Consider the following 13521-nt stretch of genomic DNA (forward strand, 5'->3'; position numbering starts at 1 on the left):
GCCGGGCGACCGCGTCGGTCCAACGCGGCGACTCGAAGTGATCGGCGGCTACTCGGACTGCGACGCGAGCAGGTCGATCTCGCGGGCCATGCCGAAGTCCAATGCGGTCAGGCCGCCCACGGCATGGGTGGACAGGGCGAAGGTCACATTCCGCCAGCGAATATCGATATCGGGGTGATGGTTCGCGGCCTCGGCCGCGTCGGCGACCCGGCGCACCAGATCGATGCCCGCCGGAAACGAGGCGGCCTTGACGGTGCGGGTGATGTTGTCGCCGGATCGGCTCCAGTTCGGCAGCCCGGCCAGCGCGTCGGCGATCTCGGCTTCGGTTAGCAGTGGGATGCTCATATGCCGGTTGTACCCCGTTTGCCGAACGTGCACCGGAATCTGCGGAACTCAGGCTGCGCGAGCCTGTTTCAGCGCCTTTTTCAGATCCTTGCCGGAGAGGCCCGCGGCCTCGGCCTTCTTCATCCGCATGATGACGACGGGGCATTTGAAGCAGCGCGTCTTCTTTCGACAGCACTTCTTCTTGGGTTTCAGACTCGAAACCTTCTTCGCTTTTACCTTGCCCACGATGGTTAGCATACCCTTACTCGAGCGCCTGATACGTGGGGGTCGCTCGGTAGCCGGTAGTCTGTAGCTGGCCGCGATGCCCGGTGAGTTTTCATTCTCCACCTGTTTGCAGGGGTCGGCCGGTACCAACACCGAACAGCAGGAGGATTCTGGCGTGTCGTCTGCACGCGATTTTCGCAACGTGGCCATCGTGGCTCACGTCGACCACGGTAAGACGACACTGGTCGACGCCATGCTGCGCCAGTCCGGCGCCTTCGCCGAGCGGGCCGAGCCGGTCGACCGTGTGATGGACTCCGGTGACCTGGAGCGCGAGAAGGGCATCACCATTCTCGCCAAGAACACCGCGGTGCACCGGCACCACCAGGACGGTTCGGTCACCGTCATCAACGTCATCGACACCCCCGGCCACGCCGACTTCGGCGGTGAGGTCGAGCGCGGCCTCTCCATGGTCGACGGCGTCGTGCTGCTGGTGGACGCCTCCGAGGGCCCGCTGCCGCAGACCCGCTTCGTGCTGCGCAAGGCGCTGGCCGCGTCGCTGCCGGTGATCCTGGTCGTCAACAAGACCGACCGCCCCGACGCGCGCATCGAGGAGGTCGTCGAGGAGAGCCACGACCTGCTGCTGGACCTGGCCTCCGACCTGGACGACGCCGCGGCTGAGGCCGCCGAGCTGGCCCTCGACCTGCCGGTGCTCTACGCCTCCGGTCGTGAGGGCAAGGCCTCCAAGGAGCGACCCGAGAACGGCAGCGCGCCCGACGCGGAGAACCTCGACGCGCTGTTCGACGTGCTGATGGAGTGCATCCCGGCGCCGAAGGGCGATCCCGCCGCGCCGCTGCAGGCCCACGTCACCAACCTGGACGCCTCGGCCTTCCTCGGCCGCCTCGCGCTGGTGCGCGTGCACAACGGCGAGCTGCGCAAGGGCCAGAACGTCGCGTGGATGCACGCCGACGGCGTCAAGCACGTCAAGATCACCGAGCTGCTCCAGACCATCGGCGTCGAGCGGCAGCCCGGCGAGGTGGCCGTGGCGGGTGACATCGTCGCCATCGCGGGCATCCCGGAGATCATGATCGGCGACACCCTCGCCGACATCGACAACCCGGTCGCACTGCCCCGCATCACCGTCGACGAGCCTGCGATCTCGGTCACCATCGGCACCAACACCTCGCCGCTGGTCGGCCGGGTGCAGGGCCACAAGCTGACCGCCCGCATGGTGAAGTCGCGCCTGGACCAGGAACTGGTCGGCAACGTCTCGCTGCGGGTGCTCGACATCGGCCGCCCGGACGCCTGGGAGGTGCAGGGCCGCGGTGAGCTGGCGCTGGCCATCCTGGTCGAGCAGATGCGCCGCGAAGGCTTCGAGCTGACCGTCGGCAAGCCGCAGGTGGTCACCAAGCAGGTCGACGGCAAGGTGCACGAGCCCTACGAGGAGTTGACCATCGACTGCCCCGAGGAGTACCTCGGCGCGATCACCCAGCTGCTCGCCGCCCGCAAGGGCAAGATGGTGCAGATGAACAACCACGCCGCGGGCTGGGTGCGGATGGAGTTCATCGTCCCCTCGCGCGGCCTGATCGGCTTCCGCACCGACTTCCTCACCGAGACCCGCGGCACCGGCATCGCCAACGCCGTCGCGCACGGCTACGCGCCGTGGGCGGGCGAGATCCGGGCGCGCCACACCGGTTCGCTGGTCTCCGACCGCGCGGGCAGCGTGACGCCGTTCGCGATGATCCAACTCGCCGACCGCGGCCAGTTCTTCGTCGAGCCGGGCGCGGACACCTACGAGGGCCACGTGGTGGGCATCAACCCGCGCGCGGAGGATCTCGACATCAACGTCACCCGCGAGAAGAAGCTGACCAACATGCGCAGCTCCACCGCCGACGTGATCGAGACCCTGGCCAAGCCGCTGCAGCTGGACCTGGAGGGCGCGATGGAGTTCTGCGCCGCCGACGAGTGCGTCGAGGTCACCCCCGAGGTGGTCCGGGTGCGCAAGGTCGTCCTCGGCCAGAACGAGCGGGCCCGTGAGCTGTCCAGGCGGAAGGCGCGGGACCGGGCCGCGCTGTAGTGCGGAACCGGACCGGCGAGCGCGGAGCCTCGGCGCCGCCGTGCGAGAGCGCGGCGGCGCCGCGTAGGCGAACGGCGGCGTGGCGAAGTAGAGTGCCGAGCGTGAGCACGGGGGCAAGACGACGCGCGATGTCGCGCGCATTGATGGTTCTGATGGCGGCCTCCGTGACGGTGCTCGCCGGATGCACCGCGAACCCGCCCCCGCCCATCGAGAGCACCGACAGCCCGAAGACGACGCCGGCCAAGCCGGGCAAGAACACCGTCGTCGTCGGGATCGACGACATCGGCATCGGGTTCAACCCGCACCTGCGGTCCGATCAGTCGCCCGCCACCTCGGCGGTGAGCTCGATGGTGCTGCCGAGCCCGTTCCGTCCGGTGCCGAACCCGACGGTGCGCGGCGCCACCGACTGGGTGCCGGACACCGCGCTGGTGACCGCCGCCGAGGTCACCAGCCAGGAACCGTTCACCATCACCTACACGCTGCGCAACCAGGCCAACTGGTCCGACGGCGCGCCGATCGCCGCCGAGGACTTCCGTTTCCTGTGGCAGCAGATGCTGACTCAGCCCGGTGTCGCGGATTCGGCGGCCTACCGGCTGATCTCGGACGTCAACTCCTCCGGCGGCGGCAAGACGGTCACCGTCGTGCTGACCCAGCCGTACCCGGCCTGGCGCGAGCTGTTCGCGAATCTGCTTCCCTCGCACCTGATCAAGGATCAGCCCGGCGGTTTCGCCAACGGTCTCGCGGAGGGAATCCCGGTGTCCGGCGGCAACTTCGCGATCAAGTCGGTGGATCCCGGCCGCGACGAGATCCTGCTGGAACGCAACGACCGCTACTGGGGCACTCCGGCCGGTCCCGATCAGATTCTGTTGCGCCGCGGCGGAACTCCGGCGCAGCTGGCCGAATCGCTGCGCACCGGTGACGCGCAGATGGCGCTGGTGCACGGCGGTGTCGCGACCCAGGCGCAACTGGCCGCGATCCCCTCGGTGCGCACCGCGATCATGGCGCAGTCGCGCGAGCTCCAGTTCGTGTTGAACGGGCGCACCACCGAACTCGCCGATCATCGGGTCCGGCGCGGGGTGCTCGCGCTGCTCGATCCCGCGCTGCTGGCCACCGTCGGCGCGCAAACGGGCGGATGGGTCGAGCCGGTGCGCGCGCAGATCCTGACGCCCTCGGACCCCGGCTACGCGCCGACCGCGCCGCCGCGCCCCGCCCCGGAAGAAGCGTTCGCGCTGCTGGCCGAGGCTGGTTTCGCCCGCGCGCCCGAACCGCCGCCGGTGGTCTCGCCGACCTCGCCCGCGCCGCAGCCGCGGCCGGTCGCGAAGAACGGCAAGGCGCTCGCCCTTCGTATCGGCGCGGTCACCGGTGACGCGACCGCGCTCGCGGTGGCCAACACCGCCGCCGACCAATTGCGCAGCGCCGGAATCGATGCCAGCGTCCGCAGCGTCGCCGCCGACGCGCTGTACGGCAAGGAGCTGGTCGAGGGCGGCGTGGACGCCATCGTCGGCTGGGAGGTCGCGGGCGCGGATCCGGCCAACGTGCTGGCGTCCCGCTACAGCTGCCTGCCGCCCGAACCCAGCCCGGGCGACGGCGAGACGCAGACCGCGGTGGAGGCGGCCCGGCGCGCGCCGAGCAACCTGTCCGGCGTGTGCGATCCGGCGCTGCAGCCCGCGATCGACGCGGCGCTGCGCGGCATCGACGTCCCCAAGGCGCTCGCCGAGGCCGAGCCCGCGCTGTGGGGGCTTGCCACGGTGCTGCCGATCGTGCAGGACAACGTGGTCGCCGCCGCGGGCCCGCGAGTGGACGGCGTGTCGCTGAGCGGCGCCATCCAGGTGGGCATCTTCGGCGACGCCGCGATGTGGCGCAGGATTCCGTGACCGCCGCCGAAAGGCCGGGCGGCATCGTGCTGGTGCACGCGCACCCGGACGACGAATCCATCACCACCGGCGGCACGATCGCGCACTACCGTCGTCGGGGCGTCCCGGTCACCGTGGTGACCTGCACCCTCGGCGAGGAGGGCGAGGTGATCGGCGAGCAGTGGGCCCAGCTGACCGCGGACGGCGCCGATCAGCTCGGTGGCTACCGCATCGTCGAATTGACAAGGGCGCTGGCCGCTTTGGACGCCGCGCCGCCGCGCTTTCTGGGTGGGGCAGGGCGCTGGCGGGATTCCGGGATGGCGGGCACGCCGTCGGCCGAGCACCCGAGGGCGTTCGTGCGCTCCGGACCCGAGGCGGTGGAGGCGCTCGTCGAGATCCTGCTCGAGCTGCGGCCGCGGGTGGTGATCGGCTACGACCCGCGCGGCGGCTACGGCCACCCCGATCACATCAGGGCACACGAGGTCGCCACGGCCGCCGTGCACGAAGCGGCCGAGCGCGGCTGGGACGTGCCCAAGTTCTACTGGACCGTGACCGACGCCGACATGCTGCGGCTGCACACCGAGGCGCTGGCCCGGCGCACCGTCGAGGGCCTGCCGGGCGCGCTGCCGAAGGGCTGGCGGCTGCCCGCGGCGGGTGAGTTGGCGAGCGTGCCGAGTCAGACCGTCACCACCACCGTCGAGGTGTCCGACGCGCTGGCCGCCAAGCGGGCGGCGCTGCGGGCGCACGCCACCCAGGTGACGGTCGCGCCGTCCGGGCGGGAGTTCGCGCTCTCCAACGACATCGCCCAGCCGGTGCTGCCCGAGGAGCACTACGTGCTGGTCCGCGGCGCGCGGGGCCCGGTAGGGCCGGACGGGCGCGAACACGACTTGTTCGCCGGGATCGGCTGAATCGGACACGGTGCGCGATCCGCGGCCTCGGCCGCGGGGCATAGACTCCTGGACGTGTACAACTGGGATCTCCAGAACGCCATCTCGGCCTTCGTGGACAGCTTGCGGCCCGGCGCGCAGCAGCAACACGAGCTGTACATGTCGGTGCTGTACGCCTTCGTCGACATGCAGAGCCACCTGCTGACCCTCCTCGGCTACCCGCCGGTGCCGTGACGGCGCTCGACAAGCGCGCGGACGCGCCACAGACCGATGATCGAGGGTGGATCGCCGAACCCCTACGGCTGGCGCTGATGGCCGCGCTCGTCCTGAGCGGGTTGTTCACCCTGGCCTTCGAGGTCCTCTATCTGCCCGTCTATCTGGGCGCCTCGCATCTCCCGCCGCCGAAGGAGAACACCCTGGTGGCCGCACCGCTCGCCGCGGCAGCCGGCTCGGGCGCGATCGCCTTCCCGGTGACGGTCCTGCTCGCCGCCGCCCTCAACGTCGTGCTGATCGCGGCCATGCGCACCCTCACCGACAGCGTCCGCGTGGCCCTGCTCCCGGTCATCGTCTGGACCTTCGGTTTCCTGGCCTGCACCGTCGCAGGCCCCGGCGGCGACCTCGTGCTCCTCAGTGACTGGCCGACCCTCCTGCTGCTGCTCTGCGGCCTCGTCCCACCCCTCGTCTACCTCTACCTCCGCCCCGCCCAGCACTGACCTCGCAGAACCCTCCGTACGCCCCGCTGTGGTCGGAACCGCCGCGACGTGTGCGGAGTTGCTGCGAGGACCGCCGTCAGTCGACGCGGATCGGCAGCGTGGCGATGACGGCGTCGGTGCGGGCGCGCAGCGCGGCGGCGAGGACCGGGCCGCGCGGGTTGTGCAGCAGACGGTGGCGCCAGTGGCGGGCTTCGACGTGGGTGACCAGCACGGTGACGTCGCGGCCCCTGGCGGTTTGTTTGCGCACGTAGCCGACCAGGGTGGTGATCAGGTTGCGGTGCGGGCACGGCAGCACGGTGAGCGGGACGCCCGGGTCCCATTCTTTCCAGCGGGCGCTGAGGCGTTTGGTGGCGGCGGGGTCGATCTCGGCGGCGACGGCGACGATTTCGCCGCGCGTGCGCAGCGCGACGGCGAGCGCGCGGGCGGTCGCCTCGCTCACGGCGACCACCGGGATGATGACCAGAGCCCTTGTCGCGGGTGAGATCTCGGGGCGCGGCGGGATCTCACCGAGACGCAGTTCCGCGGCGACCGTGCGGTAGTAGTTCTCGGTCCTGGCGAACAGGATGATCAACAGCGGGATGATCACCAGCAGTAGCCAGGCGCCTTCGGTGAACTTCTCGGCCAGCAACACCACAGCGGCCACGGCGGTCAAGCACGCGCCGAACCCGTTCAGTGCGGCGCGCGGCCCCCACCCGGGGTCGCGCTGCCGTTGCCAGTGCCGGACCAGTCCCCACTGGCTGAGGGTGAAGCCGATGAAGACGCCGATCGCGTACAGCGGAAGCAGGCTGTGCGTCTCGGCGTCGACCAGCATCAGAATCGTGCCCGCGGCCACGGCGAGCGCGGTCACGCCGTACCGGAAAACCGGCCGCTCGGAGCGCAGCGTGAACAGCGAGGGCATCCGGCGGTCCTTCGCCAGCAGCGCGAGCAACACCGGCAGCCCGCCGAAACTCGTGTTGGCCGCCAACCCGAGCGTCACCGCGACGGCCACGTTCACGATGTAGAACGGCCACCCCGTGCCGAACGCGGCCGCGGCGAGCTGGGCCAGAATCGTCACTCCTTCGCGCGGCACCACGTGATGTATGCGGATGAGCAGCGCAAGGCCGAGCAGCATGACGCACAGCAGCATCCCGAGCGCGACCTCGGTGTGCTGGGCGCGGCGGACGGCGGGCGTGCGGAACGACGGCACCGCGTTCGCGATCGCCTCCACACCGGTCAGCGCCGAACAGCCCGCGGCGAAAGCCTTGAGCAGCAACCACACTCCGAGCGCCTCGATCGGGACCAGCGGCCCGGGATCGTCGCCGACCACGGCCACCGGCTCCGGCCGCAGCAAGCCGACGGCGATCACGCCGAGGACGCAGGCGACGAACACCAGCATCGGCGCCATCAGCACCCTGGCGGACTCGGCGACGCCGATCAGATTCACCACGGCGATGAGCGTGAGCGCCGCGAGCGCGACCTCCAGCTCGTGGTCGCGCAATGCGGGAAACGCGCTGGCCAGGCTCGCCGCGCCCGCCGAAAGGCTGACCGCGACCGTCAGCACGTAATCGACCACCAGGCTGGCCGCGGCCAGCAGGCTCGCGCCCCGGCCGAGATCCTTTTTCGCCACCGCGTACGCCCCGCCACCGTCCGGGTGCGCCGCGATCACCTGACGGTAGGAGAGGACGAGCACCAGCAACAGCGCCGCGATCGCCAGCGACACCGGGAGCGTCCACTGGACCGCCGCCGCGCCCGCGCCGACGAGCACGAGCACGATGGCCTCCGGCCCGTAGGCGACGCTGGACAACGCGTCCAGCGAGAGCGCGGCGAGCCCCCCGAACGCGGTGAGCCGGTAGGCATCGCCACGCTGCATCCGGCGCATCCGCCGATCGGCGATCCGGGACTCGTCGCGCGCTACGGTCTCGACCACATCTCCCATTCAACGCCGCCCCCGCACGCCCGCCCTCCAACGACACGTCACCGCTCCGCGCAGGGTCTGCCACAGACCCTCCCTACGCCTTGTGGGGTGTACCGAGGGTCTGCGGGGTATCAGCGGCGTCCGAGGGCGCCGGGAGTGACGGCTTCGATGACGGACCAGGCTTGCGGCAGCGGGATGTCGACGACGTGGTAGCGCTTCTTGCCCGCGGCGGTAGCGGCGACGACGGTGGCGACCCCGGAGCGGCGCTGCCAGAAGGATTGGCGGACGGTCCAGCCGATGACGCCGGGAGCTTCGAGGCAGTCGCGGTCGCGGTCGAGGGAGCCTGCGCGGGTGATGAGCCAGGCGGGGCTGGTCGCGGTGCGGGGGAGGACGGCGTGGCCGAGGCCACGGTAGCGGTCTTCGGCCAGGGCGATCGCGACGACCGCGGTGATGCCGGGCAACAGCCACCACCAAGGCGGAATGGGGCCGTCGAGGGAGAAGGCGAGCACCACGAAGGCGAGGAGGGCGACGGGAGTCAGGGCCCGGGTGTACCGGCGTCGGCGCGCGGCGGGCCCGTGCCTGGTGAGCCGGACGGTCATCTGCGCCACGGGTGCGAATTCGGTTGCGGCACTAGGGCTCGACGCGGAGGGGTGCGTCGGTGGCGGACTCAGCAGTTCCGCGAGCGTGCTTTCGATCGCGGTGCGCGGGGCCTGCGGCAGGATCTTCTGGCGCGGGTTCTCGCCGACCATGATGGCCTCGAGTTCGGCGGCGCCCGAAAGGCGAAGCAGCAGTGGCTCGTTGACGGTAGCGCCGCGGAAACGGGCCAGGTCGAGGGTGATCTGTCTGGTGGTGAACAGGCCGTGGCGCAGGTGCAGGGTGCGGCCGTCGTTCAGGACGCGGAGGCCGAAATACGTGGTCAGGTACCGCGTGCAGGCCGCGAGGCTGACCACGAGCACGATGGCGGCGATCAGGCCGAGCACGACGAGGACGATGGCGACGACCGCGCGATCCCCGATGTCCTGCGCGGCCTCGGATTCGAACAGCCACTGGCCCAGCCCGTACTGGAACGCCACGCCGACCACCGGCGCGATGACGGCGAATCCGGTCAGCGACAGCGGCGCGTATCGCACCCACTGCGGCTGCCAGTGCCCGATCTCGCGCGCCGTCGGTTGTGCTCGAGCCGCTTCGTCGTCGGCGACGCCCGCGGCCGGGATCTCCGGCCCGGCGGCCGGACGGGCCGTGTGCGCGAGCAACTCGGCGCGCAACGCGGGCACCACCCGCGCGTCGAGCGAGTCGAGCTTGAACTTCTCCCCGGTGTCGGCCTGCTGACCGGTGCCGATGACCACCACGGCCAGCCCCAACGCCCGGTGCAACAGGTCGGATTCGATGTCCACGGATCTGATCCGGCTGCGCGGCACCGAAAGCTTTCTGCGCTGGACCAATCCGGTGCGCAGTTCGACGTGGGTCGGTCCGACCCGGTAGGTCGTGGTGAACCAGCGGGTGATCGCGAATCCGACGACCAGCACCAGCGGGATGACGCTCCACGCGGGATTGCCGCTGCTGGTGCCGAGGATGACGGAACCGATCAGCACCGGGATGAACTTGACCACCTCGGTGACGGGGTGCACCAACAGCATTCGCTGGTCAAGGCGCGCCCACGGCGGTCCGATATCGCCGGGTAGCGGCTCGGTCATGTCGCGTCTCCGCGATGCCGGGCGGCGATCTCGGTCAGCCGCGTCACGGTCTCTTCGGCGACCGGCAGGTCGAGCGCCGAGATCTGCACCGCGCCCGCCGACGAGGCGGTGGTGACCGTGACCGTGGCCAGGCCGAGCAGCCGCTCCAGCGGACCGCGTTCGGTGTCGACCGTCTGCACCCGCGAGATCGGCGCGACCCGGCTCTCCTGGGCCAGCCAGCCGACCCTGGTGTACACGGCCTCGTCGGTGACCTCCCAGCGGTGCACCGCGTAGCGCCACCACGGGACGACGGCGATGCTGAACATCGCGCAGAACAGCCCGATCACCAGCGCGATCAACTGCCAGCCGCGCCGTTGTGAGTCCACCGCGGCCCACACGAGCAGCGCGAGCAACGGCAGCGCCCACGACAACACCGCCTGCACGGTCCACAGCAGTTTCGCCTTGGGGCTCGGGCGCCAGGCCGGGTCGGCCATGATCGTGCGCGGCTGCGACATGCTTGTCATGGTTGCACGAACATTCGCCACCCGCCCCGCGCCGGCGGAATAACCGTGGCGCATGGTGAGGTTGTGAACGCTCACGACGGGTCCCGCGCGGCTCGCCGTGCCCGTGAGCTGTTTACGCTCACACACAAGCACTGGAGGGAGACAGTCCAGGATGGGTAGCGCATGATCGAGGGCGTGACCGAGCTAGCGACCCCGAGCGTCCCGCCCGCCCCGCCCAGCCCGTCGGCCATGCGCCGCGCGCTCCGCCGGGCCCGAGACGGTGTGACGCTGAACGTGGACGAGGCCGCGGTGCTGCTGCATGCGCGCGGTGAGGATCTGGTCGAGCTGTGTCGCAGCGCGGCGCGGGTGCGCGACGCCGGTCTGGAATCCGCGGGCAGGCCGAAGACGATCAGCTATTCGCGCAATGTGTTCATTCCGCTGACCCGGTTGTGCAGGGACAAGTGTCACTACTGCACGTTCGTCACGGTGCCGGGCAAGCTGCGTGCCGAGGGCAAGGGCATGTTCCTGGAGCCCGACGAGGTGCTCGACATCGCTCGCCGCGGCGCCGCGCTCGGCTGCAAGGAGGCGCTGTTCACCCTCGGCGACCGGCCCGAGGCGCGTTGGCCGGAGGCCGCGCAGTGGCTCGACGAGCGCGGTTACGACTCCACGCTGGACTACCTGCGCGCCGTCTCGATCATGGTGCTGGAGGAGACCGGCCTGCTGCCGCACCTGAATCCCGGCGTGATGAGCTGGGAGGAGATCGCGCGCCTCAAGCCGGTCGCCCAGTCCATGGGGATGATGCTGGAGACCACCTCGACGCGGCTGTTCACCGAGAAGGGTCAGTGCCACTACGGCAGTCCCGACAAGGACCCCGCGGTGCGGCTGCGCGCCATCACCGACGCCGGGCGGCTCTCGGTGCCGTACACCACCGGCATCCTGGTCGGCATCGGCGAGACGCTCACCGAGCGTGCCGAGTCCATCATGGCGATTCGCAAGCAGCACAAGGCGTTCGGGCACATCCAGGAAGTCATCATCCAGAACTTCCGCGCCAAGGACGACACCGCCATGCGGGACGCGCCCGACGCCGACCTGGCCGAGTTCCGCGCGACCATCGCGGTGACCCGCCTGCTGCTCGGCCCGGACGTGCCGGTGCAGGCCCCGCCGAACCTGGTGTCGCTGGAGGAATGCCTGGCGTTGATCGACGCGGGCATCGATGACTGGGGCGGCGTCTCGCCGGTGACCCCGGATCACGTGAATCCCGAACGGCCGTGGCCGAATCTGGACACGCTGCGCGAGATCACCGAGGCGGCGGGCTACCAGCTCGTCGAAAGGACCTCGGCGCACCCGAAATACGTGCGCGCGGGCAATCCGTGGGTGGATCCGCGTATAGGCGCGCACGTGGCCGCGCTGACCGATCCCGCGACCGGTCTGGCGAATCCGGACGCGATCCCGGCCGGCCTGCCGTGGCAGGAACCGGACGAATCGTGGGATTCCGCGGGCCGGATCGACCTCAACACGTCCATCGACACCGAGGGCCGCAACACCGAGAGCCGCAGCGACTCCGCGCTGGGCCAGGACGTGGTCGGCGCGTTCGGCGATTGGGACACCATCCGCGAACAGGCGCGCGACCTGGCCAGCTCGGCCCCCGAGCGGCTCGACGCCGACGTGCTGGCCGCGCTGCGCGCCGCCGAACGCGATCCCGCCGCGCTGTCCGACGCCGAGTACCTGGCGCTGGCCACCGCCGAGGGCACCGATCTCGAGGCCGTCGCGGCGTTGGCCGACCAGTTGCGCCGCGACACCGTCGGCGACGACGTCACCTACGTGGTGAACCGGAACATCAACTTCACCAACATCTGCTACACCGGCTGCCGCTTCTGCGCGTTCGCCCAGCGCAAGGGCGACGCCGACGCGTTCACGCTGAGCACCGACGAGGTCGCGGACCGGGCGTGGGAGGCGCATGTCGACGGCGCCACCGAGGTCTGCATGCAGGGCGGCATCGACCCGGATCTGCCGGTCACCGGCTACGCCGACCTGGTGCGCGCGGTGAAGCAGCGGGTGCCGTCCATGCACGTGCACGCCTTCAGCCCGATGGAGATCGTCAACGGCGCCTCGCGCGGCGGGCAGAGCATTCGCGACTGGCTGGTGGCGCTGAAGGAGGCCGGGCTCGACACCATTCCGGGCACCGCCGCGGAGATCCTGGACGACGAGGTGCGCTGGGTGCTCACCAAGGGCAAGCTGCCCACGTCGGCGTGGATCGAGGTGATCACCACCGCGCATCGGATCGGCCTGCGTTCCAGCTCGACGATGATGTACGGGCACGTGGACAGTCCGAAGCACTGGGTCGGACACCTGCGCGTGATTCGCGGAATCCAGGACGAGACAGGCGGTTTCACCGAATTCGTGCTGCTGCCCTTCGTGCACCAGAGCGCCCCGCTGTATCTGGCGGGCGCGGCCAGGCCCGGCCCGACGATCCGCGACAACCGCGCGGCGCACGCGCTGGCCAGGATCATGCTGCACGGTCGCATCGACAACATCCAGACCAGCTGGGTCAAGCTCGGCACGGCGGGCACCAGGATGATGCTCAACGGCGGCGCGAACGACCTCGGCGGCACGCTGATGGAAGAGACCATCTCCCGCATGGCCGGCTCGCAGCACGGCTCGGCGAAGACGGTCGCCGAGCTCGTCGAGATCGCCGACGGCATCGGTCGTCCCGCCAGGGAACGCACGACCACGTACGGCCGGGTGGACCGCAAGCCGGAGCCGTTGTCGCTGTCGGTGCACTAGTCCCGTGGCGCGCGGGCGCGACGTTCGCGCCCGCGCGCGGCGACGGCCGGTGATCGCGCGCGGGCTGTCGGCCGACTTCGCCCCGCTCCGTCCACTACGATCGTGCTTTGGGCCTCGACGTGGACGAGAGCCTCGGCATACCCGCCGCGAGCGGGGGCGGAGCCGGCGAAGTTAGGGCAGGCTGACCAGTAGTAACGTGGGGTGGTCGGGATAGGGTTTCGCGTGGGCGGACCATCCCCGCAGGTGAGGACAGACTAGGAGAGCGGCAGTGCCGTACATCATCGCTGAACCGTGCGTTGACGTGAAGGACAAGGCATGCATCGAGGAATGCCCCGTGGACTGCATCTACGAGGGTGGTCGCATGCTGTACATCCATCCCGACGAGTGCGTGGACTGTGGTGCATGTGAGCCGGTGTGCCCGGTGGAGGCGATCTTCTACGAAGACGACACGCCGGACCAGTGGGGCGGATACGTGAACGCCAACGTCGATTTCTTCGACGAGCTGGGTTCGCCGGGCGGCGCGACCAAGGTCGGCAAGGTCGACTACGACCCGCCGTTCATCAAAGAACTTCCCCCGATGGGCGAGTGAGA

Annotated in this window: 12 protein-coding genes; 7 read left to right on the top strand and 5 right to left on the bottom strand. The window is 70.3% G+C overall.

Annotated elements, in window-relative coordinates:
• Window positions 1–48: 48 nt before the first annotated feature.
• The gene (locus ACRWNM_RS14270) at window positions 49–345 is read right to left on the bottom strand and encodes a 4a-hydroxytetrahydrobiopterin dehydratase (RefSeq protein ID WP_431967498.1); all 297 of its coding nucleotides are present in this window, start codon (window positions 343–345) and stop codon (window positions 49–51) included.
• 48 nt (window positions 346–393) lie between these two features.
• Window positions 394–570, bottom strand: a complete 177-nt coding sequence (locus ACRWNM_RS14275; RefSeq protein ID WP_166655726.1) for a hypothetical protein — start codon at window positions 568–570, stop codon at window positions 394–396.
• Between the two features lie 154 nt (window positions 571–724).
• Between ACRWNM_RS14275 and typA the strand changes: the two genes are divergently transcribed.
• From typA to ACRWNM_RS14300, 5 genes are all read left to right on the top strand, one after another.
• Window positions 725–2623, top strand: coding sequence for a translational GTPase TypA (gene typA / locus ACRWNM_RS14280; RefSeq protein WP_431967500.1), 1899 nt, complete (start codon window positions 725–727; stop codon window positions 2621–2623).
• Between the two features lie 128 nt (window positions 2624–2751).
• Window positions 2752–4497 (top strand): ABC transporter family substrate-binding protein, encoded by a 1746-nt coding sequence (locus ACRWNM_RS14285; RefSeq protein WP_431967967.1) that lies wholly within the window; start codon window positions 2752–2754, stop codon window positions 4495–4497.
• On the top strand, window positions 4494–5384 hold the full coding sequence (mshB, locus tag ACRWNM_RS14290) for an N-acetyl-1-D-myo-inositol-2-amino-2-deoxy-alpha-D-glucopyranoside deacetylase (RefSeq protein ID WP_431967502.1): 891 nt from the start codon (window positions 4494–4496) through the stop codon (window positions 5382–5384). The genes ACRWNM_RS14285 and mshB overlap by 4 nt, the downstream gene beginning before the upstream one ends.
• 54 nt (window positions 5385–5438) lie before the next feature.
• A complete protein-coding gene (locus tag ACRWNM_RS14295; protein WP_431967504.1) occupies window positions 5439–5597 on the top strand; it encodes a hypothetical protein in 159 nt (52 codons plus the stop codon).
• The gene (locus tag ACRWNM_RS14300; RefSeq protein WP_431967506.1) at window positions 5594–6076 is read left to right on the top strand and encodes a hypothetical protein; all 483 of its coding nucleotides are present in this window, start codon (window positions 5594–5596) and stop codon (window positions 6074–6076) included. Before ACRWNM_RS14295 ends, ACRWNM_RS14300 begins: the two co-directional genes overlap by 4 nt.
• Before the next feature lie 76 nt (window positions 6077–6152).
• On the opposite strand, the gene ACRWNM_RS14305 is transcribed toward ACRWNM_RS14300, so the two are convergent.
• From ACRWNM_RS14305 to ACRWNM_RS14315, 3 genes are all read right to left on the bottom strand, one after another.
• Window positions 6153–7934: an APC family permease gene (locus tag ACRWNM_RS14305; protein WP_431967969.1), complete on the bottom strand. Its 1782-nt coding sequence runs from the start codon at window positions 7932–7934 to the stop codon at window positions 6153–6155.
• A gap of 167 nt (window positions 7935–8101) precedes the next feature.
• Complete coding sequence (locus ACRWNM_RS14310) at window positions 8102–9664, bottom strand: PH domain-containing protein (RefSeq protein WP_431967508.1); 1563 nt, start codon at window positions 9662–9664, stop codon at window positions 8102–8104.
• Complete coding sequence (locus tag ACRWNM_RS14315) at window positions 9661–10158, bottom strand: PH domain-containing protein (protein ID WP_431967510.1); 498 nt, start codon at window positions 10156–10158, stop codon at window positions 9661–9663. Before ACRWNM_RS14315 ends, ACRWNM_RS14310 begins: the two co-directional genes overlap by 4 nt.
• Before the next feature lie 171 nt (window positions 10159–10329).
• Here ACRWNM_RS14315 and ACRWNM_RS14320 point away from each other — a divergent pair, with 171 nt between their 5' ends.
• Entirely contained in the window at window positions 10330–12930 is a 2601-nt protein-coding gene (locus ACRWNM_RS14320) for a bifunctional FO biosynthesis protein CofGH (RefSeq protein WP_431967512.1), read from the top strand.
• A gap of 268 nt (window positions 12931–13198) precedes the next feature.
• The gene (gene fdxA, locus ACRWNM_RS14325) at window positions 13199–13519 is read left to right on the top strand and encodes a ferredoxin (RefSeq protein ID WP_196148215.1); all 321 of its coding nucleotides are present in this window, start codon (window positions 13199–13201) and stop codon (window positions 13517–13519) included.
• Window positions 13520–13521: the final 2 nt, after the last annotated feature.

This window comes from Nocardia sp. bgisy134, assembly GCF_965341865.1.
Lineage (GTDB): Bacteria > Actinomycetota > Actinomycetes > Mycobacteriales > Mycobacteriaceae > Nocardia.

Coding starts and splice junctions, on each gene's coding strand:
- ACRWNM_RS14270 (WP_431967498.1), bottom strand. CDS start 345: ATGAGCATCCCACTGCTAACCGAAGCCGAGATCGCCGACGCGCTGGCC.
- ACRWNM_RS14305 (WP_431967969.1), bottom strand. CDS start 7,934: ATGCGCCGGATGCAGCGTGGCGATGCCTACCGGCTCACCGCGTTCGGG.
- ACRWNM_RS14310 (WP_431967508.1), bottom strand. CDS start 9,664: ATGACCGAGCCGCTACCCGGCGATATCGGACCGCCGTGGGCGCGCCTT.
- ACRWNM_RS14285 (WP_431967967.1), top strand. CDS start 2,752: ATGTCGCGCGCATTGATGGTTCTGATGGCGGCCTCCGTGACGGTGCTC.
- ACRWNM_RS14320 (WP_431967512.1), top strand. CDS start 10,330: ATGATCGAGGGCGTGACCGAGCTAGCGACCCCGAGCGTCCCGCCCGCC.
- ACRWNM_RS14315 (WP_431967510.1), bottom strand. CDS start 10,158: ATGTCGCAGCCGCGCACGATCATGGCCGACCCGGCCTGGCGCCCGAGC.